Annotated in this window: 22 protein-coding genes; 4 read left to right on the top strand and 18 right to left on the bottom strand. The window is 64.5% G+C overall.

The window, feature by feature from the left end; genetic code table 11:
* Positions 1 to 62: 62 nt before the first annotated feature.
* Complete coding sequence (locus tag G6N41_RS12750; RefSeq protein ID WP_198967542.1) at positions 63 to 1,394, bottom strand: oxygenase MpaB family protein; 1,332 nt, start codon at positions 1,392 to 1,394, stop codon at positions 63 to 65.
* 102 nt (positions 1,395 to 1,496) lie between these two features.
* On the opposite strand from G6N41_RS12750, the gene G6N41_RS12745 reads away from it, so the two are divergent.
* Positions 1,497 to 2,075, top strand: a complete 579-nt coding sequence (locus tag G6N41_RS12745) for a TetR/AcrR family transcriptional regulator (RefSeq protein WP_198967848.1) — start codon at positions 1,497 to 1,499, stop codon at positions 2,073 to 2,075.
* A 70-nt stretch (positions 2,076 to 2,145) separates the two neighbouring features.
* On the opposite strand, the gene rpsQ is transcribed toward G6N41_RS12745, so the two are convergent.
* The 14 genes from rpsQ to G6N41_RS12675 form a co-directional block, all read right to left on the bottom strand.
* On the bottom strand, positions 2,146 to 2,508 hold the full coding sequence (gene rpsQ, locus G6N41_RS12740; protein ID WP_407663753.1) for a 30S ribosomal protein S17: 363 nt from the start codon (positions 2,506 to 2,508) through the stop codon (positions 2,146 to 2,148).
* A complete protein-coding gene (rpmC, locus tag G6N41_RS12735) occupies positions 2,505 to 2,747 on the bottom strand; it encodes a 50S ribosomal protein L29 (protein ID WP_011739065.1) in 243 nt (80 codons plus the stop codon). The genes rpsQ and rpmC overlap by 4 nt, the downstream gene beginning before the upstream one ends.
* Positions 2,747 to 3,163, bottom strand: a complete 417-nt coding sequence (gene rplP, locus G6N41_RS12730; protein WP_011739064.1) for a 50S ribosomal protein L16 — start codon at positions 3,161 to 3,163, stop codon at positions 2,747 to 2,749. The genes rpmC and rplP overlap by 1 nt, the downstream gene beginning before the upstream one ends.
* Positions 3,164 to 3,166: 3 nt before the next feature.
* Positions 3,167 to 3,994 carry a 30S ribosomal protein S3 gene (gene rpsC / locus G6N41_RS12725; protein WP_011739063.1) on the bottom strand — a complete coding sequence of 276 codons (828 nt, stop codon included), beginning with the start codon at positions 3,992 to 3,994 and terminating at the stop codon, positions 3,167 to 3,169.
* The gene (gene rplV / locus G6N41_RS12720; RefSeq protein WP_198967540.1) at positions 3,994 to 4,551 is read right to left on the bottom strand and encodes a 50S ribosomal protein L22; all 558 of its coding nucleotides are present in this window, start codon (positions 4,549 to 4,551) and stop codon (positions 3,994 to 3,996) included. Before rplV ends, rpsC begins: the two co-directional genes overlap by 1 nt.
* Positions 4,548 to 4,829, bottom strand: a complete 282-nt coding sequence (gene rpsS, locus G6N41_RS12715) for a 30S ribosomal protein S19 (protein WP_011739061.1) — start codon at positions 4,827 to 4,829, stop codon at positions 4,548 to 4,550. The genes rplV and rpsS overlap by 4 nt, the downstream gene beginning before the upstream one ends.
* Before the next feature lie 21 nt (positions 4,830 to 4,850).
* Positions 4,851 to 5,693 (bottom strand): 50S ribosomal protein L2, encoded by an 843-nt coding sequence (rplB, locus tag G6N41_RS12710; RefSeq protein ID WP_198967539.1) that lies wholly within the window; start codon positions 5,691 to 5,693, stop codon positions 4,851 to 4,853.
* 29 nt (positions 5,694 to 5,722) lie between these two features.
* Positions 5,723 to 6,025 carry a 50S ribosomal protein L23 gene (rplW, locus tag G6N41_RS12705; RefSeq protein WP_012392940.1) on the bottom strand — a complete coding sequence of 101 codons (303 nt, stop codon included), beginning with the start codon at positions 6,023 to 6,025 and terminating at the stop codon, positions 5,723 to 5,725.
* Positions 6,025 to 6,699 (bottom strand): 50S ribosomal protein L4, encoded by a 675-nt coding sequence (gene rplD / locus G6N41_RS12700; protein ID WP_012392939.1) that lies wholly within the window; start codon positions 6,697 to 6,699, stop codon positions 6,025 to 6,027. The genes rplW and rplD overlap by 1 nt, the downstream gene beginning before the upstream one ends.
* Complete coding sequence (gene rplC, locus G6N41_RS12695; RefSeq protein WP_198967538.1) at positions 6,699 to 7,352, bottom strand: 50S ribosomal protein L3; 654 nt, start codon at positions 7,350 to 7,352, stop codon at positions 6,699 to 6,701. Before rplC ends, rplD begins: the two co-directional genes overlap by 1 nt.
* A gap of 14 nt (positions 7,353 to 7,366) precedes the next feature.
* Complete coding sequence (rpsJ, locus tag G6N41_RS12690; protein WP_003403578.1) at positions 7,367 to 7,672, bottom strand: 30S ribosomal protein S10; 306 nt, start codon at positions 7,670 to 7,672, stop codon at positions 7,367 to 7,369.
* 290 nt (positions 7,673 to 7,962) lie between these two features.
* A complete protein-coding gene (locus tag G6N41_RS28535; RefSeq protein ID WP_231608950.1) occupies positions 7,963 to 8,115 on the bottom strand; it encodes a hypothetical protein in 153 nt (50 codons plus the stop codon).
* Between the two features lie 100 nt (positions 8,116 to 8,215).
* Positions 8,216 to 9,493, bottom strand: coding sequence for a lipase family protein (locus G6N41_RS12680; protein WP_407663810.1), 1,278 nt, complete (start codon positions 9,491 to 9,493; stop codon positions 8,216 to 8,218).
* A 608-nt stretch (positions 9,494 to 10,101) separates the two neighbouring features.
* Positions 10,102 to 13,422 (bottom strand): PPE family protein, encoded by a 3,321-nt coding sequence (locus tag G6N41_RS12675; protein WP_198967535.1) that lies wholly within the window; start codon positions 13,420 to 13,422, stop codon positions 10,102 to 10,104.
* Positions 13,423 to 14,165: 743 nt separating this feature from the next.
* Between G6N41_RS12675 and G6N41_RS12670 the strand changes: the two genes are divergently transcribed.
* The 3 genes from G6N41_RS12670 (at position 14,166) to G6N41_RS12665 (ending at position 16,922) form a co-directional block, all read left to right on the top strand.
* Positions 14,166 to 15,653, top strand: coding sequence for a PPE family protein (locus G6N41_RS12670; RefSeq protein WP_456320222.1), 1,488 nt, complete (start codon positions 14,166 to 14,168; stop codon positions 15,651 to 15,653).
* 115 nt (positions 15,654 to 15,768) lie between these two features.
* Positions 15,769 to 16,152 (top strand): hypothetical protein, encoded by a 384-nt coding sequence (locus G6N41_RS30320; RefSeq protein WP_456320221.1) that lies wholly within the window; start codon positions 15,769 to 15,771, stop codon positions 16,150 to 16,152.
* A gap of 134 nt (positions 16,153 to 16,286) precedes the next feature.
* Complete coding sequence (locus tag G6N41_RS12665; protein WP_198967534.1) at positions 16,287 to 16,922, top strand: TetR/AcrR family transcriptional regulator; 636 nt, start codon at positions 16,287 to 16,289, stop codon at positions 16,920 to 16,922.
* Here G6N41_RS12665 and mftG read toward each other — a convergent pair.
* From mftG to mftE, 3 genes are read right to left on the bottom strand one after another with little or no spacing between them, the layout of a single operon-like run.
* The gene (gene mftG, locus G6N41_RS12660; protein WP_198967533.1) at positions 16,912 to 18,348 is read right to left on the bottom strand and encodes a mycofactocin dehydrogenase MftG; all 1,437 of its coding nucleotides are present in this window, start codon (positions 18,346 to 18,348) and stop codon (positions 16,912 to 16,914) included. The two genes, G6N41_RS12665 and mftG, sit on opposite strands and share 11 nt — an antisense overlap.
* 8 nt (positions 18,349 to 18,356) lie before the next feature.
* Complete coding sequence (gene mftF, locus G6N41_RS12655) at positions 18,357 to 19,769, bottom strand: mycofactocin biosynthesis glycosyltransferase MftF (RefSeq protein WP_198967532.1); 1,413 nt, start codon at positions 19,767 to 19,769, stop codon at positions 18,357 to 18,359.
* Positions 19,766 to 20,518, bottom strand: a complete 753-nt coding sequence (mftE, locus tag G6N41_RS12650) for a mycofactocin biosynthesis peptidyl-dipeptidase MftE (protein WP_198967531.1) — start codon at positions 20,516 to 20,518, stop codon at positions 19,766 to 19,768. Before mftE ends, mftF begins: the two co-directional genes overlap by 4 nt.
* Between the last annotated feature and the right edge of the window lie 153 nt (positions 20,519 to 20,671).

Raw genomic sequence — 20,671 nt, 5'->3', positions numbered from 1 at the left:
GTGGACATTACACGCGCCGGATAGCAATCAGCTAAGGATTTCAGTGGGGGCCACCACCACCGTCAGTGCAGGACAGGAGTGTAATGCGCTGCATCGGTTGTGAACTCAGGCCTGCCGTAGGTCGCCAGCCGGAGCTTGAGAAGCCCGATGACGTACGCGTCGGTGATGTCTCGAAGCACCGGGATGCGGCTGGCGTGGCTCACTGCTGTGAAGCGCCCGATGATGAAGGGCGCGGTCAAAGCGACGCGCAAGAGGTCTTCGGGCCCGAGTGTGACGCCCACGGCCGCGGCGAGGTCGCGGTCATTGCCGCAGAAGGTGCGGACGAACGTGAGCTTGCTGAAGCTCTTCTCGACCGCGTCGGCGCAACGGTCGAACAGCGTGGTGTTGGGGCGCAGGTAGGCCGCCATCGTGCCGCTGACGAGTTCGCGGCAGACGTCGTCGAATCCGTGGCGCAACTGAGCCGCCCGCGCGTGCATGACGTGGATGATGTCGGCAGGCTCGGCGGGCAGCTGTTCCTCCGGCAGACCGAGTAGAAAGCAGCGATACCTGGCGAATTCGACGACGGCGCGTTCCTCGGCGGTGAACTCGGTCCGGCCCTGCTGTCGCGCCTTGCGAGCCAGCAGGTACTGGCCGATCATGCCGGCCGGCATCTGGTCGACCTGCGGCACCGGCATGCCGTAGATGGCTGCGTCCCATTTTCGGCCCCACTTGTCGGACTTCTTCAGGGCGTTGTAGCGGACCATCGAGTGCATCAGCCGGACCATGGCGGCGGCTTCGAAACCTGGACCGTAACGGTCCAGCGCACCGGGCAGGGTGGTGACGGCGAAAAAACTGGCTGTCTCGTTGACCCGCCGGGCTGCCCGCTTGCCGGAGAGCGCACCGGTCAGTGCCATCGGCAGCGCGGCGTAGGTGTTGGTGAAGGTCGCGATGAAGGCCCCCCTAGTAATGAAGGGGGCCAGCAGCGCGGCGGGGATGCGCTCGACCCGGGCACCCTCGCGTACCAGCTCGAAGTCGATCCAGTCCGGGGTCACCTCCATGGCGGCGATGAACGACGCCAACTCGGCGGGCGCGTCCGGCACCGCCTCGATTCCCTTCCGGCAGGCCGTCTTGAGCATGTCGATCAGTTGCGTGACGGTGCGTGTGGACATCAGTGCCGCGTAGGGATCGGCGACGACGTCTCCGAGCATGGTGGCAGTGCTGATCAGCTCCAGGACGCGGTCCTCTTCCAGGATCGGTGCGCGATCAGCGACCCAGGTCGGCAGGGCGGAGTCGACGTCGGGCTCGGTGGCCAGCCGTTCCGGCTGATGGTCGAAGTCGAAGCCGCCGTAGAGGTCGGGCTGCAATTCGCGTTGGCTGCGCACCCGCCGCGCGAGTTCGGGGTAGTGGGCGACCATCACGACCTCCTGGATAACTAACACCTTGTGAGTAATACTCACAAGGTGTTAGTTAGGCTGTCAAGTGTGACCGAGGCCGACTCGAGCACGGCGAAGCGGCGAATGACCGCGCAAGGGCGGCGCGAGCAGATCCTCGACGTGACCCATGCCATCATCGACGCCGACGGTTTCCACGCCGCAACGCCGATCCGCATCGCGCGGGAGGCCGGGATCAATCGATCGCTGATCTACCAGCAGTTCAGCGGCCCGGCGGGCCTGTTCGTCGCCCTCATCGACCGTGAAGCCGGCCGGGCAGGCGAACAGTTCGCCGAAGCGATCAGCGACCTGGGCGAGCCCAGCGAAGAGAACCAAACCTTGGTGCGTGCGTTTGACGGTGTGCTAGCGGCTGTGGACGCCCACACGGCAACCTGGCGGCTGTTCTTGTTCCCGCCGCAGGGCGCTCCCCCGCAACTGCATACCCGGCTCGCCCAGTCTCAGACGATCGTGCGTGAGTTCCTACAAGGGGAACTGCAGCGACTCAATCCGCAGCTAGATGATCCCGAGTACACCGCCCGGGTCCTGTACGCCACCGGGCGCGAACTACTGCAGTTGCGCCTCAGTGAACCGCAGACCGCGACGCCGGAGCGACTGCGCGCCTTCGTGCACGGCCTGCGCGCCAATCTCATCGGCCCAAGCCGCTAGACGAAGCAGCCGGCCAGGTGGCGCTTGCCACCGGACCGGCTGCTTCGAAAGCTGGGCTGTCGCCCGATCTTTACTTGGCCTTCTCGAGAATTTCGACGAGCCGCCAGCGCTTGGTGGCCGACAGCGGACGCGTCTCCATCAGGGAAACGCGGTCGCCGATGCCGGCGGCGCTGTGCTCGTCGTGCACCTTGACCTTCTTGGTGGTGCGAATGATCTTGGCGTAGAGCGGGTGACGCACGCGGTCTTCGAGCTCGACCACGATGGTCTTCTGCATCTTGTCGCTCACGACGTAGCCGATGCGCGTCTTGCGACGACCGCTCGGCTTAGGAGTGCTCAGCGTGTGCTTGGGACCCTTTTCCTTGGAAGCGCCATCGACCGCGCCCGCCGCTGCGGACTTGGTGGCCTTAGCGCCAGTCTTCGCCTCTGCCATCACGATTCCTTACCATCGGGTTCGCCGGGTCCAGCCGCCAGACCCAATTCTCGTTCGCGCAACACGGTGTAGACGCGTGCGATTTCCTGACGCACCGTGCGCAGCCGGCGGTTGTTGTTGAGCTGTCCGGTCGCCATCTGGAAACGCAGGTTGAACAGCTCTTCCTTGGATTCGCGCAGACGCTCGGTCAGCTCTTCTTCGGTGAGCTCGCGCAGTTCGCCAGGGGAAATTCCCACTGCCATCAGAACTGCTCCTCTCGGGTGATGATGCGTGCCTTGATCGGCAGCTTGTGGATCGCGCGGGTCAGCGCCGCTCGTGCGATCGCTTCGTTGGGGTAGCTGAGTTCGAACAGCACCCGGCCCGGCTTGACGTTGGCCACCCACCACTCCGGGGAGCCCTTACCCGAACCCATCCGGGTTTCGGCCGGCTTCTTGGTCAGGGGACGGTCCGGGAAGATGTTGATCCACACCTTGCCGCCACGCTTGATGTGCCGGTTGATGGCGATACGAGCGGACTCGATCTGCCGGTTGGTGACGTAGGCGTGCTCGAGGGCCTGGATCCCATAGTCGCCGAAGTTCACCGACGTCCCGCCACTGGCGATGCCACGCTGGCGGGGGTGATGTTGCTTGCGGTGCTTAACCTTACGGGGAATCAACATGATTTAGCTCTCCGTGCTCTGCGCTTCGGGGGTGGTAGCGCTTTCTGCGGCGGCGGGCTCTTCGCTACCCACGGCGCGTCCGGCTTCGGTGCCGGTGGCCGTGGTGCCGGAAGCACCGCTGCGGCGCGGACGGCTGCCCGCCGGCCGCTCGCGGCGCGGACGGTCGGCGCCCGCGGGAACGGCGGCGGCCAATTCGCGCTTGCCGCCGACGATGTCGCCCTTGTAGATCCACACCTTCACACCGATCCGGCCGAAGGTAGTCTTGGCCTCATACAGGCCGTAGTCGATGTCCGCGCGCAGCGTGTGCAGCGGAACCCGGCCCTCGCGGTAGAACTCCGACCGGCTCATCTCCGCGCCACCAAGACGACCCGAGCACTGCACCCGGATGCCCTTGACGTTGGGCTGACGCATCGCGGACTGGATGGCTTTACGCATCGCCCGGCGGAACGCCACCCGGTTGCTCAGCTGCTCAGCGACCCCTTGGGCCACCAGTTGCGCTTGCGACTCAGGGTTTTTGACTTCGAGGATGTTGAGCTGAACCTGCTTGCCGGTCAGCTTCTCCAGATCCGCACGGATGCGGTCGGCCTCGGTGCCACGGCGGCCAATGACGATGCCCGGACGCGCGGTGTGGATGTCGACCCGGACCCGGTCACGAGTGCGCTCGATCTCCACGTCGGCGATTCCGGCGCGCTCAAGGCCGCTGGACAGCAGCCGACGGATGGCGACGTCTTCCTTGACGTAGTCGGCGTACTGCTTGTCGGCATACCAACGCGACTTCCAGTCGGTGGTGATGCCCAAGCGGAAGCCGTGCGGGTTGATCTTCTGGCCCACTAGTCTGAGCCTCCCTTCGCTTCAGAAGTCTCAGAAGTCTTGGACTCGGCTTTGGTGGCCGCCTTTGTCGCCGGTGCCTTGGTGGCGGCCTTCTTCGCCGCCGCCTTGCTGGCCGAGGACTTCTTCGCGGGCGCCGTTGCGGCGGCCTTGCTGCCCTCGGCGCGGCGAGCCCGCGACGACTTCGAAGACCGCTGGTCCTTGCTCGGCCGGCTCTCCACCACCACGGTGATGTGGCTGGTCCGCTTGCGGATCCGGAACGCGCGTCCCTGCGCCCGCGGGCGGATGCGCTTGGCGGTCGGGCCCTCGTCGGCGTAGACCGTGGCCACGACCAAGGTCGCCGGGTCCAAGCCGTTGTTGTTCTGCGCGTTGGCGGCCGCACTGGCAATCACCTTGGCGACCGGCTCGCTGGCGGCCTGCGGCGCCCAACGCAGGATGTCGAGCGCGTCTGAAACCGACCTGCCACGCACCAGGTCAATTACCCGGCGCGCCTTTCTCGGCGACACCCGCACGAACCGCGCCTTGGCGGTCGCCGACGGGAATTCAGTGGTTGTTGTCATCGCCGCTTGCTCTTTCGGTCGTCCTTGATATGTCCCTTGAACGTGCGCGTGGGGGCAAATTCACCGAGCTTGTGACCGACCATCGACTCGGTGACGAACACCGGGACATGCTTGCGGCCATCGTGCACCGCGAAGGTGTGGCCGATGAAGTCCGGGATGATGGTCGAACGCCGCGACCAGGTCTTGATGACCTGCTTGGTGTTCTTCTCGTTCTGCACGTCGACCTTCTTCAGCAGGTGGTCGTCGACGAACGGGCCCTTCTTCAGGCTGCGTGGCATTGTTCGCTACTCCTCGACGTCCTAGCGCCCGTGCTTCTTGCCGGTGCGCCGGCGTCGGACGATAAGCTTGTTGCTCGCTTTGTTCGGGTTGCGGGTACGGCCTTCTGGCTTGCCCCACGGGCTCACCGGGTGACGGCCACCGGAGGTCTTACCCTCACCACCGCCGTGCGGGTGGTCGACCGGGTTCATCACCACACCACGGACGGACGGGCGCTTGCCCTTCCACCGCATACGACCGGCCTTACCCCAGTTGATGTTTGCCTGCTCGGCGTTGCCCACCTCACCGACCGTGGCGCGGCACCGAACGTCGACCCGACGGATCTCGCCGCTGGGCATACGCAGCGAGGCGTAGCTGGCTTCCTTACCGAGCAACTGGATGCTCGATCCCGCCGAGCGGGCAAGCTTGGCGCCACCGCCGGGCCGCAACTCCACGGCGTGCACCAAGGTGCCGGCCGGGATGTTGCGTAGCGGCAGGTTGTTGCCGGGCTTGATGTCGGCGTTGGCACCCGACTCGACGACGTCGCCCTGGGAAAGACCGTTGGGCGCAATGATGTAGCGCTTCTCGCCGTCGAGAAAATTAAGCAGCGCGATGCGGGCGGTGCGGTTGGGGTCGTACTCGATGTGCGCAACCTTGGCGTTGACCCCGTCCTTGTCATTACGACGGAAGTCGATCACCCGGTAGGCACGCTTGTGGCCACCACCCTTGTGGCGAGTGGTGATGCGGCCGTGTGCGTTACGCCCGCCATGACCGTGCAGCGGGCGAACCAGCGACTTCTCCGGAGTCGAGCGAGTGATTTCGGCGAAGTCCGACACGCTCGCGCCGCGCCGACCCGGGGTCGTGGGCTTGTACTTGCGAATTGCCATGTCTAATCAGGTCCTTGTCTCGCGCCCGGCTATGCCGGCGCTCCGAACAGATCGATCGGCTTGCTGCCCGGCGCCAGGGTGACGATGGCGCGCTTGGTGCTCTTGCGCTTGCCGTACCCAGTCCGGGTGCGCTTGCGCTTACCCTGCCGGTTGGCGGTGTTCACCGATGCGACCTTGACCGCAAAGATCTTCTCGATAGCGATCTTGATCTGGGTCTTGTTCGAATCGGGGTGCACCACGAATGTGTACACGTTGTCATCGAGCAGCGCGTAGGACTTCTCCGAAATCACCGGCGCCAGAATGATGTCGCGCGGGTCAACGATGGTCGCCATTAGGCCGAAACCTCCTCGGACGTGTTGGCGGCGATATAGGCGTTGAGCGCCTCAACACTGAAGACCACGTCGTCGGCGCGCAGCACGTCGTAGGTGTTGAGCTGGTCCGGGGACAGAATGTGCACACCGGGCAGGTTGCGCACGCTCTTGACGCCGGTCTGGTCATCGCGTCCGATGACCACCAGCACCTGCTTGCGATCGGTGATGGTGGCCAGGAATGTCTTGGCGCTCTTGGTCGACGGAGTCTGGCCTGCGACCAACTCGGTGACGGCGTGGATACGCCCGTTGCGCGCCCGGTCCGACAACGCCCCGCGCAACGCGGCCGCGATCATCTTCTTGGGGGTGCGCTGGCTGTAGTCGCGCGGTTTCGGACCGTGCACCACACCACCGCCGGTGAACTGCGGGGCCCGCGTCGAACCTTGACGGGCGCGGCCAGTGCCCTTCTGCCGGTATGGCTTACGGCCACCGCCACTGACGTCGCCGCGTGTCTTGGTCGAGTGCGTACCCTGACGGGCCGCTGCACGCTGAGCGGTAACCACCTGGTGCATCAGGGCGATGTTCGCCGGAACATCGAACAGCTCGGCCGGCAGTGCGACGGAACCGTCGACCTTGCCGTCCGGCGTCTTGACCTGAATTTCCAAGTCTTTCTGGGCGCTTTGGTTTTGCGCAGCCATTACTTCTCACCTCGTTTGATCGCGCTGCGGACCATTACGAGCCCACCGGTACGGCCGGGAACCGCGCCCTTGATCAACAACACACCTTGCTCGACATCGACCTTGTGCACCAACAGGTTCTGCACGGTCACCCGGTCGTTACCCATCCGGCCGGCCATCCGCGTGCCCTTGAAGACGCGCGCGGGAGTGGCACAGCCACCGATGGAACCCGGCCGGCGGTGCACCGCCTGGGCACCGTGGCTGGCGCCCTGGCCGCTGAAGCCGTGACGCTTCATGGTGCCGGCGAAGCCCTTGCCCTTGGAGGTACCGGTGACATCGACGTAGCTGCCGTCGGCGAAGATCTCCGCCGTCAGCTCCTGGCCGACTTCGTACTCGGTGACCGCCTCGGCATCGTCGAGCCGCAGCTCAGCCAGGTGACGCCGGGGGTTGACGCCCGCGGCGGTGTACTGGCCGGTGACCGGCTTGTTGACCTTGCGCGGACTGATTTCGCCGTAGGCCAGCTGCACTGCGCTGTACCCGTCGCGCTCCGGTGTGCGGATACGCGTTACAACGTTCGGCCCCGCCTTGACCACCGTCACAGGTACGACTTTGTTGTTCTCGTCGAAGACCTGCGTCATGCCCAGCTTCGTACCGAGAATGCCCATTCGTGCCATGCTCTCAGAACCTCCTACTGGATGTTGACGTCGACACTGGCCGGAAGGTCGATGCGCATGAGTGCGTCAACCGTCTTCGGCGTCGGATCGATGATGTCGATCAACCGCTTGTGCGTACGCATCTCGAAGTGCTCCCGCGAGTCCTTGTACTTGTGCGGTGAGCGAATGACGCAGTACACGTTCTTCTCGGTCGGCAACGGCACCGGACCAACCACGCTGGCGCCGGTACGGACCACCGTCTCGACGATCTTGCGCGCCGAAGCGTCAATAGCCTCGTGGTCGTAGGCCTTGAGCCTGATGCGGATCTTCTGTCCCGCCACGCTTCTCCTACCTCACTCTAAAAACTTGAGGCCCGTGTTCGGACCTGGTGCCCCCAGCCCGCCGATCGGCCCGGTCTCTGCCGGGTCGAACTGCGCGCGCTGGATACTGCGCCGCTGTTTACCTGTCGTGGTACACCGGCCCCCGCGGTCGGGCGTGTCACCCGCACGCAGCCTTGTAGGCGCCAAAATTTGGTCGAACTCCAAGGATGGGACCGGACGCGCCCGTGTGGACGCCGGTCGGATGCCCGGCCAGGCGTGAACCCGGCTGAAGACAACCTGAACAGTATGCCTCAGATCAGCGGTTCGGCCAAATCCCAGGTGACGTCACCGACGAACTGGATCATCGGCGCAGCGCGACCCTCCTCGGGCGGCCGTTTGGCCAGCGCCCGGACCGGACCGAATGACCATTGATCTTGCCAAGACGACCGACCAGGTGCGCTCACCAACGGCAGCGCGATGCAACGCCCCACACCGGTCGGGCCCCGCCTGCCCAACGCCACCCGCCCGTTGCCCAGGGCCGGCGCGGCCGCCGTAGCCGTCTGCTCAGAACTGGCCACAGTTGGACGCGGCGGGAAGGCCGTTGAATCGGTCGGCGAACCACTGTAGGGCACGCTCGCCGTCCACCCAGAAAGTCAGCGCATGGTTGACCGAGGCCTTGTTGAGAAACGGCGGCTCCTCGTTGGTCCAGAACTCGACCTGCGCACCCTGCGCACACCAATCGCGCCCGAGCTGGTTGGCTTGGGTCCAGGGCACCAGCGGGTCGTAGCGGTTGTTGACGATGAGGACCGGCGCCGGTGGCTGGTGCCGTCCGAGTCGCTGGGCTTCGAACAGCGCCTTGAACGGCTCCTCACGGACCAGTTGGTCCAAGTCCTTGGTGAAGTAGCCCCGAAGATGGCGGAACATGAACTTGAACGACGTCTCCTGGACGCACTGGTGACGCGTTTTGGCGAGCAGGTCCTCCCCGCGCGGGGTCATCCGTTCGTGAATCGCATCCGCCAGTTCCGGGTAGGCGTAGATGAATCCGTTGATCAGGTAGCCGGCGGCGCCTACCAGTACGTTGCCATCCATATAGGGCAGCATCTCGACGAGATCGGCGGGCGGCGCACCCGCGTACGTGCCCACCACATCGAGTTCGGGCGCGTAGCTCGACACGAGTTCGGCCGCCGAGGCCGCGGCCCCACCGCCTTGCGAATACCCCCAGAAGGCAACGGGGCCATGTGGGTCCAACGATGTTCCCGGCAGTCGCTGCGCGGCGCGCGCGGCGTCGAGCACCGCGTGCCCCTCGGCCAGCCGATTGACATAGGTATGCGTTCCGGGAGTTCCCAGCCCCTCGTAGTCGGTCATCACGATGGCAAACCCGCGGGCCACCATGGTCGCGACGAACGTCTCTTCGTAGTTGACCATCAGGTCCAGCCACGGCGACCAGTGGATGCCTTGGTTGAAGACCCGCGACAGCGCGCACTGATCCCCCTGCCCGACGGTGCCTGGCGCGTAGCTGAGCAGCGGCCGCGGCCCGCTTCCCGACCAGGGATTATCGGGCTCGAAATACGTGCCGGTGACTGCGATCGGGTTTCCCCGGGTGTCGGTGCTTCGGTACATGATGCGAGTTCCGGTTGCCATGATCGCGCCCAGCTGACCGGATGGTTCCAGCACCAGTCGCGATGGCTCGGTGCGGATCAAGTCGCCCGGCTCGCCGGGCGGCAGCGGGTCTGGCGGAGTGTAGAACTGGTCGTATTGGCTTTGATCGCCTTCGGATTCGAAGCCGCCGTCGGCGCGCGCCGAGTCCGGCGCAACAACGGTGATTGTCGCGCAGTACAACATGGCCACCACCACGACATGCAGCCGCGATTGAAGGCGACCCCTCGCAGCACGCCCACCATGAACAAATAAATCGCGCTTCTCAATTATCATATTTGGCCGATCAATTTTGTGAGCAACAAAAGACATACGGACAGCGCTCACATGAGAAAAATGCATCAACGATCGATCGCGACCAGGTAATTCAGACGAATCGGACAGGACCGGCTCGCCCGTCGGCAGCCGATGCGACAACGGCGTCTCCGGTCACCGCAACGAGTACTGCAGCGCCGACAGAACGCCCATATTCCGCTGTCCAGAAGTACTTTCAGCACTACCCACGCAGGCTGGCCGACCGCCGTCACACCCCCGCTTTTCCAGTCCCGGATCAGCGCAGGGACCGTCATTCAATGCACTCAGAACCGCTGTTTTCGCCGTCCGGAGATTACCCCCGACGACCACAAAATAGCCGCACCGATTGCGCCGCCAGTCCCATATCAAACCCCGACGCGGGGCTATCTGCGGTCTGTCGAATACCGCTTTCATTTCTACCCCAGTCCGGCCCCCTCATTCGATATCAAAACCATGGCCTCGGAGAGGCGGGTGCCGGGCATTCACCACCCCGCCGTGTTTCACGGCAGGTTGCTCCCGAAGAAGCCCGAAAGGTTGCTCCCGATGTTCGCGAAGCCGGAGATCAGGCCCGTCAACGAGAACGGCCGGACACCGGTGTTGGCGAAGCCCGACACCCCGCTGCCCAGATTTGAGAATCCGGAGGAAAGTCCCCCGTAGTTCTGGTACCCCGAGCCCCCCAGTAACCCGACGGGGTTGGTGTTGAACCAGCCGGAAAGCCCGGATCCGTTGTTGCCCAGACCCGAGTTGCCACCGGCACCGGAATTGAAGAAGCCCGATGAGGGGGTAGCGCTCGAGTTCAGGTAGCCGGGCCCCGCTGGGAATGCGAACTCCCCGATGGTGGTGCCGGGCAGATGGATGCTTGGGATGGTGAGTGGCGGTGTGGTGAACGACCCCAAGCCGATCGGCGGGATGGTTATTGGCGCCGTGGTGAACTGCGGGGTACTGATCTGGGGCAACGTGAACCCCGCCACCGCAACCGGATCAACCACCAACGGCGGAGTCGTGAACTCCAGCGTCGTAATCTCCGGCAACGTAAACCCACCCACCGCAACCGGATCAACCACCAACGGCGGAGTCGTGAACTCCAGCGTCGTAATCTCCGGCAACGTAAACCCACCCACCGCAACCGGATCAACCACCAACGGCGGAGTCGTGAACTCCAGCGTCGTAATCTCCGGCAACGTAAACCCACCCACCGCAACCGGATCAACCACCAACGGCGGAGTCGTGAACTCCAGCGTCGTAATCTCCGGCAACGTAAACCCACCCACCGCAACCGGATCAACCACCAACGGCGGAGTCGTGAACTCCAGCGTCGTAATCTCCGGCAACGTAAACCCACCCACCGCAACCGGATCAACCACCAACGGCGGAGTCGTGAACTCCAGCGTCGTAATCTCCGGCAACGTAAACCCACCCACCGCAACCGGATCAACCACCAACGGCGGAGTCGTGAACTCCAGCGTCGTAATCTCCGGCAACGTAAACCCACCCACCGCAACCGGATCAACCACCAACGGCGGAGTCGTGAACTCCAGCGTCGTAATCTCCGGCAACGTAAACCCACCCACCGCAACCGGATCAACCACCAACGGCGGAGTCGTGATCACCGGGGTCGTAATCTCCGGCAAGGTAAACGCGCCCACGATCGTGGGCGGAATGCCGATGGGCGGGATGGTCAACTCGGGCAAGGTGAAGGCTCCAACGTCGATCTGGGGAAGCGAGAAGCCGATGCCGCTGATATTGAACCCTTGGATGACGATGTCACCCGTAGAGATGTATGCCTGGTGCTCGAGGCCTCCGATTTGGGAGATCACTCCGGGTTGGCCCGTTTGCAGGAATTCTATGTTGTTGGGAAGGAAGGCAACAAAGTTGTTGACCCTGATTCCAGGAATTGTCACCGTCGGCAACTCCAGGTAGCCGATGCTGGACACGGTGCTGATGGCGGGGGTCCTAAATCCGCCCGCGTCTATTCCACCGACGGTGATCGATCGCGTCTGTAGGGCAGGTAGGTCAAAGCCGCCGACCGTGGTGCCAGCGGGTATCGTCAAGGACGGTATCGTCAACGACGGAATACCCAGCTGCGGCAGACTAAACGCACCCACCGTCGTACCCTCCGCCAACGTCAAAGGCGGAATCGCCAACGACGGAATACCCAACTCCGGCAGATCGAACCCACCCACCACAATGTCCGCCGGCGTAGTCGCCGCAGGAATCGTCAACGCCGGCAACGTCACCCCCGGCAAATCAAACCCACCCACCACAACATTCGCCGGCGTAGTCGCCGCAGGAATCGTCAACGCCGGCAACGTCACCCCCGGCAAATCAAACCCACCCACCACAACATTCGCCGGCGTAGTCGCCGCAGGAATCGTCAACGCCGACAACGTCACCCCCGGCAAATCAAACCCACCCACCACAACATTCGCCGGCGTAGTCGCCGCAGGAATCGTCAACGCGGGCAAAGTAATCGGCGGCAGGCTCAGATTGGGGATGGTAATTCCGGGGATTTCAAGAGGCGGCAAGGTCAAGTCGGGCGTAGTGATGGAGAAGTAGAAATTGCCCTGGCCAACGCCACGATAGAAGATGCCGTTGTTCATCTCGCCCGTGTTGAACAGGCCGTTGTTCATGTCGCCGATGTTGAATGCGCCGGTGTTGAGACTGCCGGTGTTCGCGTTGCCGACGTCAAGCAGGCCGGTGTTGAACGATCCCGCATTGAGCAAGCCCGTGTTGGCCTGCCCGGAGTTGAAGAGTCCGGTGCCGTAGGCACCAGAGTTTCCGATGCCGAAGTTCCCGGTACCTGAATTGAACAGGCCGACGTTTCCGGTGCCCGAGTTGAACAGGCCGAAGTTGCCGACGCCGGAGTTCAACCCGCCGATACCAACCTGATTGTCGCCGGTCAGCCCGATGCCGATGTTGTTGTTTCCGGTATTGGCAAAGCCAAAGTTGCCGGAACCCGCGTTGGCAAACCCAGTGTTGAGAGCGCCCAGGTTCCCCCAGCCCAGGTTATTGCCGCCACTGTTTGCGCCACCAATGTTGTTGCTACCCAAGTTCGCCCAGCCGGCATTGGAGCTGCCGAGATTTCCGGATCCGAGATTGAAGTTGCCGAGGTTGCCGCTGCCGAGGTTGCCGATGCCGTTGTTCGCGTTACCGACGTTGCCGCTACCGATATTGGCGAGCCCGAAGTTGACAGTGCTGGCGTCCGCCGGTAGCCGCAGCGCCGTGACCGCAGCGGTGACCGTGGTTGCGGGCGCACCATTTCCGAATGCCGCGATCACCCTGCCCGGCAGGTCCGACAGATTCTGCAGAGGCTGTGCCAGCGGTGTCAGCGATGCTGCCGCCGCCGAAGCACCGGCATGGTAGGTCGCCATCGTTGACACATCCAGTGCCCACATCTGCTCATACTCGGCTTCGACGGCCGCGATCGCCGGCGCGTTTTGGCCGAACAGGTTCGACAGCACCAGCGACACCAGGCTGGAACGGTTAGCCGCGAGCAGGAAGGGCTGCACCATCGCTGACTGCGCAGCGGCGAACTCGGCCACCAACGCCTCAGCCTGGGCGGCGGCCTGTTCGGCATGGGCCGCCGCCGCGTTCAGCCACCCGAGGTAGGAAGCCGCAGCGGTCCCCATCGCTACCGACGATGCTCCCTGCCACGCGCCACCGACCAGCCCCGAGGTCACCGAAGCGAAAGAGTCTGCCGCGGACTCCAGTTCCACGGCCATCCCGCCCCAGGCCGTCGCAGCCGTGCGCATCGGCTCCGCTCCGGGCCCCGTGAATATCAGCGCGGAGTTGACCTCCGGCGGCAACACTGAAAAGTTCATCGCCCAACCCTCCCGGTCTGGCTGCGGGCCAGCACTCGCGCCGAGTACCGCGTTGCTTATCGAGTCGACTTCCGAAGCAGCAGCGAAATGACAATGGTCGTCTTCATCACGCTTTCGCTGCATGAATTCCCGCTTGAAAGCGTGATTCGATCCTGGCGCGGGGACCGCCACTAAATTTGGTGTACCAAAAATTCATTCCCCCGACTGCAGATCTAAATATAGCGGCAGCTCACGTCGGGGCGCAAGCGTTTCAGATGATAGGGCGCGTTATGAACCAGCCCCGTCCATTTCGAGACGCCGGTGTTGCAAACGTGACATCGAGGTCTCCAATTGCGGCTGGAATCTTAAATAACGGCGCCGAGTCGCATTGTTTCGGAGTTAGCTTTCCGGCAGGTGTACACCAATTCGCCGCACCGACAAAAGGAGGAATGACTGATGGACGTTACGCGAAATAGGCGACTGTTCACACTCCGCGCGCTGGGCGCCGTGGTAGCCGCCACGCTCGCCGCTGCGGCGTTGTCAAGTTGCAGCAGCTCAGGGGATCCAGGCATCCAGGATCCGACGATACAGGGCGCCGCGAGTTCCGCGGACCTGATCAACGCGGGGTAGCTGCGGGCTAACTCGAGGTCGTTCGCACTCTCATCCGATGCGTTGTTTCTCAGACGCATCGGATGAGAGTTGCGTTTTGAGCCGGTTGGCGGGCTATGGGGTGCTGACCGCTGGACCAAGGAAGGGCCGTGCTGATGTTGGCGAGTTTTTCGGTGTTGCCCCCGGAGATCAATTCGGCTCGGTTGTTTGGTGGCGCGGGATCGGCGCCAATGCTGGCCGCCGCGACGGCCTGGGACGGGCTGTCTGCCGAGCTATCCGGTGCGGCGGGCTCCTTCGGGTCGGTCACGTCGGGGTTAGCAGCCGGGGTGTGGCAGGGTCCGGCGTCGGCGGCCATGACGGTGGCGGCCGGCCACTATGTCGGCTGGTTGCGCACCTCGGCCCTACATGCCGCAGGGGCGGCCGCCGCCGCGCGCGCAGCGGCGGCCGAATTCGAAGCCGCCCTGGCGGCCACGGTGCATCCGGTCGCGGTCGCGGCCAATCGTGCACAACTGGCGTCGCTGGTGATGACCAACCTGTTCGGCCAGAACGCACCGGCGATCGCGGCCGCCGAATCCTGGTACGAGCAGATGTGGGCCCAGGACGTCTCGGCCATGGCCGGCTATTACGGCGGCGCCGCGGCGGTGGCCGCTCAGTTGGCACCCTGGAGCCAGCAATTGGGCACGATCGGAGGCGCTGTGGGCGGCAGTGCCGGCGCCGGGCTTACCCGGGCCTCCGGCCTCAGCGCAACCGGCGCGAACACCAGGTCCATCGGCACGAATGTTGCTGCCGCACAAACGATTGCGGAAGTGATGGGCGGCAGTGGCATTCCGATGCCCTCGCGGCGCTACGTGCAACTCGCCAACTCCCTCTATATCGGCCGCAGTGTTGGGGGCGCGGTCGCGCAGGCGTTGTTCACCCCCGAAGGCCTCTACCCGGTGATCGGGGTCAAGAACCTGACGTTTGACACCTCGGTGGCCCGGGGGGTGGTCATCCTGGAGAGCGCGATCCGCGAGCAGATCACCGCCGGCAACAACGTCACCGTGTTCGGCTACTCCCAGAGCGCCACCATCTCGTCGCTGACGATGACGATGACCAAGCTCGCCGCATCGATCAACCCGCCCACGCCAGATCAGCTCTCGTTCACGCTGGTGGGTGACCCCAACAATCCCAACGGCGGAGTAGCCACCCGGTTCCCGGGACTATCGCTGCCGAGTCTGGGGATCACCGCCAGCGGCGCCACACCGGACAATCTCTACCCGACCAGGATCTACACCCTCGAGTACGACGGCGTCGCCGACTTCCCGCGCTACCCGCTCAACCTGGTATCCACCCTCAACGCGCTGGCGGGTCCCTACTACGTGCACACCGACTACTTATTCCTAACTCCCGCCCAGATCGATGCGGCCGTGCACCTGACCAACACGGTGGGCCCGACCATGACCGACTACTACATGATCCGCACCGAAGACCTCCCCGCTGCTCGAACCACTACGAGCACTGCCCGTACTCGGAAACCCGCTCGCCGACCTGGTCCAGCCCAACCTCGAGGTCATCGTCAATCTGGGCTACGGCGACCCCGCCTACGGATACTCGACCTCACCGCCCAACGTCGCTACCCCCTTCGGGCTCTAGCCCGAGGTTAGCCCGCTGACGATCGCCGACGCACTCGCCGCCGGCACCCAGCAAGGAATTCACGACTTCGGCTACGACATCAGCCATCTGGATCTACCGCAGATCACCAACGGGTCCAGTTCACCGGTGGGCAATCCGCAGGCCGCTCCCACCACCGGACCCGCCGCGCCGATGGTCTCGATCAACACCATCATCGACGACCTACAGGCGGCCAATAGCCAGGTTGCCAACACCATCACCGAGGTGGGTGCCGCCAGCTACGCAGCCCTGCTGCCCACTGCCGACATCGCCAATGCCGCGATCACCAGCGTGCCGTCCTATAACATCAACCTCTTCCTCGACGGCATCCAACAAGTCGCCAACGGCGACCCGATGGGTTTCGTCACCGCCGTCGGATACCCCCTGGCGGCGGACGTAGCCCTGATTACCGTGGCCGGCCTCCTGCAAGCCTTCGTCCTGGTAAACGCGGGCCAGGCAATCGCACATGCGATCACCACGCCCATCGGCTGATCAGTTACGGCCGCAGATCGGGGACCACGCCGCCCACCCAGCGCCCGGAGCCCGCCACCCGCACGAACCCAGCAGATTGAGACAAAATTGCATTCGCTGAAACAATGTTGTCTCAGATGATGTACTATCGTCTCATGGCACTGGATCACGAACGCCTTCTTCGAGCCGCCGCAGAGTTCCTCGGCCGGAGGCCTAACGCAACCCAAGACGAGATCGCCGCGGCAATCGGCGTCAGCCGTGCGACATTGCATCGCTACTTCGCCGGCCGCGCCGCGCTGATCGATGCGCTAGAGCAGCTCGCGTTCGGCCAGATGCGCGAAGCACTGAAAAGCGCTCGCTGGCAAGAGGGATCGGCTACCGAGGCGCTGCGGAGGCTGGTGGCGGCATGCGAATCGGTATCCGGGTACCTGACGTTGCTCTACGCCTACAGCCAGGATTCCTACACCAATGAGCTCAAGCAGGGCTGGCTGGAAATCGACAGCGAGATCAAGGAGCTGTTCCTCCGCGGTCAGCGCCAGGGCGAGTTCCGGCCCGACCTGGCGGCCGGGTGGCTGACCGAAGCGTTCTACAGCCTGGTCTCCGGCGCGGGCTGGTCGATAAACACCGGACGGGCGGCCCCGCGCGACTTTGCGCCCATGATTACCGAACTCCTGCTGCACGGCGTGAGCCACTCCGGTCAGCCGAACACCAACAATCACCACGCCCCGGAGCGCCGCCGGCTCGGTAGCGAGCCGATGCGGCCGATGATCAACTCGCGGGTTACCCGATGAATTCCGCCGCCCGGCGACCCAGCATCACGATTGTTGCGTGCGGACCACGGCTGGGAATCAGCGGCAGGATGGATCCGTCAACCACCCAAAGGTTTTCGATACCACGCACCCGGCACTCGGGATCGACGACGGCCGTCGGGTCGGCATCGACACCCATCGGTGCGCTACCGCACAGATGCTGCGATGTCGACCATCCCGGCTCCCCAGCCACTGCCGACCCCGCTAACTCGCGCGCCAACTCGGTCCCCCGCTGCAGAGCCGCGACATCGGCCGGCTCACTGTCGTAGTGGTGTCCGATCCGGGGAGGCACTGAAGGGTCGGGCGATGCCAAGGTGACCCGGGCGCGAGACCGCGGTCGCATCAGCGCCACTCCGAGGTGCGGCCAGTCCCGATGCCCCTTAGCAGCTGCGCCCGCCATTGCTGCGAATCCTGTTGTGTATGGCCTAATTTCGATGCCGTCGGCGGTATTGAGTACCGCCTCCAACACCGGCCGTCCGGCGGCGACGGTCCATGTGGTCGGCAACGCCCATTCAGGATGGTCGCTGCAATTCATCCCGACGGGCAACGCCTGCACCACCGGGACCCCGGCGGCCCGCAGCATCGCATGGTCGCCAATACCCGAGAGCATCAGCAGGTGTGCGGATCCAATTGCTCCGGCACAAAGCACAATTCGATCCGCCCACAGAGTCATCGGCCCCCTCGGACCGACGGCATCGACGCCCACCGCGGTCGCGGCGGAAAAGCGCACTTGCTGGGCCCGGGTTTCTTCCAGCAGGGTCAGGTTGGGGCGGCCCAGCGCCGGCAGCAGATATGCGGCCCCCGACCCGGTCCGTACCCCGTCAACGATGTTCAGCGGGACCGCGCCCACGCCCGCGGCGATATCCGGACCAACATCGTTGAGATCGGCGATCCAGCCGAACCCGGCACGCTGAGCGGCCGTGACGAATCGCTGCGTGACTCCGGTCTGATCGCGGGTCCGGCGCACCGGAATGGGACCCGTGCGGCCATGCACGGGCGTGTCGAAGTCCAGGTCGGTCTCGATCGCCCGGAAGTGTGGGAGCACCTGCGACCATGACCAGCCCGGTATCGCGGCACCATCGAAATCCCGCGCCAGCCCGCGGCAGAAGTACCCGCCGTTGACCGCCCCTGAGCCGCCAAGCGTCGCCCCGCGCAGGATCGGAATTCGACGAACTGGATGATCCGTGAGCTGGCTCTGATAGCGCTGAACCAACGGACTGTCAGCACTGATCGGTAGCTGCAGCCCGTTGGCAGTTTGAGCCAGCAACCGTGGATCAGCAAGGCCGGGCCCCGCCTCGACCAACGTCACCGCGCAACTCGGATCGGCGGAAAGACGCTCGGCCAGGACCGATCCGGCGCTTCCGGCGCCGACGATCAGGACATCACTGTGGCGCAGCGCCGCGGTCAAGGCCGCCGTTACCGTCGGATCTGCGGCTTGAGCGCGCCCACGTTGCGTTCACGCATCACCCCGTACCACAGGCCGAGCCCGTAGGCGAGGTCATCAATGCGCTTGAGCAGTAGGTAGGTCAGCAACCCAATCGGTTCGGAGTCGCCATCGGGGTCCTCTCTGCGGCGCAGCCAGTCGACCACACCGTCGATGACCGCAGCCACCAGCACGATCCGCCTACAGTGCCGGGACACAATGACTGCGATCAATGTCACCGGCCAGTAATGCCGGCAAATGGCCGACGCCAACTGCATTGCGGCCGAACATAATCCGCGCGCCGCGACCACCACCACATCCCACGATGAAGTTTGGGCACTACGCAGTGCCGTGGCAATCCGCCGGCCCGTCAACACCGCGATGATCAGCGAGGCCAGCTGCGTTGCTCGGGTACCCAGCGACATCAGCACCCAGGCGGTCAAGGCCGAGCCGGAAATCACCAACGGCGCGGTCTTGTCGGGGTGGCGCACCGACAGCGGCGCCGCCGAACCGCCGTAAAACGCCTTGCGCGCGATCCAGGCACGCAATTGGGTCCGATGCTCATGACCAACCAGGGCAATCGGCTCGTAGCGCAGCCGGGCACCGGACTCGATAAGGCGCCAGCACAGATCGACGTCCTCACCGGAGTGCAGGGTTTCGTCGAACCCGCCGACCTGACGGATGGCGGAGCAACGGCAGATGATCGCGGCGCTGGGAACGTAGGACACCGGGCTGTGTGGCAATATCGGCGCTTCCCGCTGACCAAGGTCCAGCGACGAACGCACGGCCTCATAGCGGGCCACCAGGTTCTCGCTCGGCGCCAGGCCCACAATGCGAGGCGCGACCAACGCCACGGTGGGATCGCAGAAGTGCCCGAGCAGGGCCTCGAGCCAGCCGCGGCGTGGCGCCACGTCGGAATCCAGAAATGCCACGAACTCGGTCGTGCAGGCTGCCAACCCGGTGTTGCGAGCGGCGGCCGGCCCCTTGCTGCGCCGGTGGTGCAGCACTTCGATATCGCAGTGCGCCCCCGCGAAGTCCTCCAGCTCGACCGGGCTCGACGACCCGTCATCCACCACGATCACGCGCAGGCCACGCAGTGAGGCAACCAGCCGGCGCACCCCGGATGCATTGTCTCGCACCGGTATCACGACAGTGACATCGCGATGCGATGGCCCGCTCGCCGGCCGGGGATGCGCTAGCGTCGCGTCCAACAGCGTGCGGGCCAGCTCGGCGCTGATGTCGTCGCGAACCTTCAGACGACCGTCACAGAGCATGTCCTGGGCGGCAGGCGCCAGACGTAGCAATCGGGTCGGCGACCCACCGAGCAGGGCCGATCCGCCTCCGAGCACCCGCACGCGACGGTCAACCTGAACCGCGAACCCGTCAGGTAGTCGGGGTTGCGTCATGTCAGCATCCCGTCGGGCCCGGGGGTCCACCGGGCAATTCGAGACACGCAATCATCGACCATCTCTGCGAAGATTCGCCTTCCCTCTACTGCGGTCGCCGTGGTCGGATCGCCCAGCACACCTATCGGGCTGACCGCCGCGACGCCACCGCGGCGCAACGACGGCAGCAATTCGGCCAGCGGCGCCGCGTTCCCCGCACTCAGCCGGTCGGTCAGCACCACCTCCGGTGAAATATGCAGCAACACTGATGTTTCAGTATGGCCGGCATGAGCGTCACCACCCGCCGAGCCGCAGGCAGACCATCCGGCGTCGCGACCTTCGGCGCGCAGCTGCCGAACCGCACCACGCAAGGCCTCGAGATTGCCACCGTGCCCGTTGACGAAAACCAGCCGATCAGCCCAGCAGGCGGCCGACCTCCCGTACTCGAGCAGCAGCACCCTCAGAGCCTCGGTGCCGATCGAGATCGTTCCGGTAAAACTCTGATGCTCACCGCTGGCACCGTATGCGATCGGGGGCGCCAACAGCCAACCGGGTTGACACTGCGTCAGGCGGCCGTGCATACGCGTGGCAACCGCCCGGGCGACCGCGGTCGCGATCCGGGTGTCGGTATCCAGCGGCAGGTGCGGTCCGTGCTGTTCAGTTGACCCCAGCGGGATCAATATTGACGGCGAAGTGCTTGGTAGCTGGCTCGACGTCGAAGTCCCCAATTCGCCGAGTACGGGCACTCGCCGATGGTAGGACGAATTCACCTGGCGTGCACCGATTGTTACCTTTTCTACGGATTTTTTTTCTTCGGGTCGGCGCCTGACCGGCACGAACTCAACTCGCCGGACCGGCGGCAGCGCCCGACCTCACAGATTCTTGATACGGCCGCTCAACTTTGTGGTAAGATAGGCCCGGAC

The organism is Mycobacterium shottsii (assembly GCF_010728525.1).
GTDB classification, from domain to species: domain Bacteria; phylum Actinomycetota; class Actinomycetes; order Mycobacteriales; family Mycobacteriaceae; genus Mycobacterium; species Mycobacterium marinum.
This window is presented reverse-complemented; position numbering and strand designations above follow the sequence as displayed.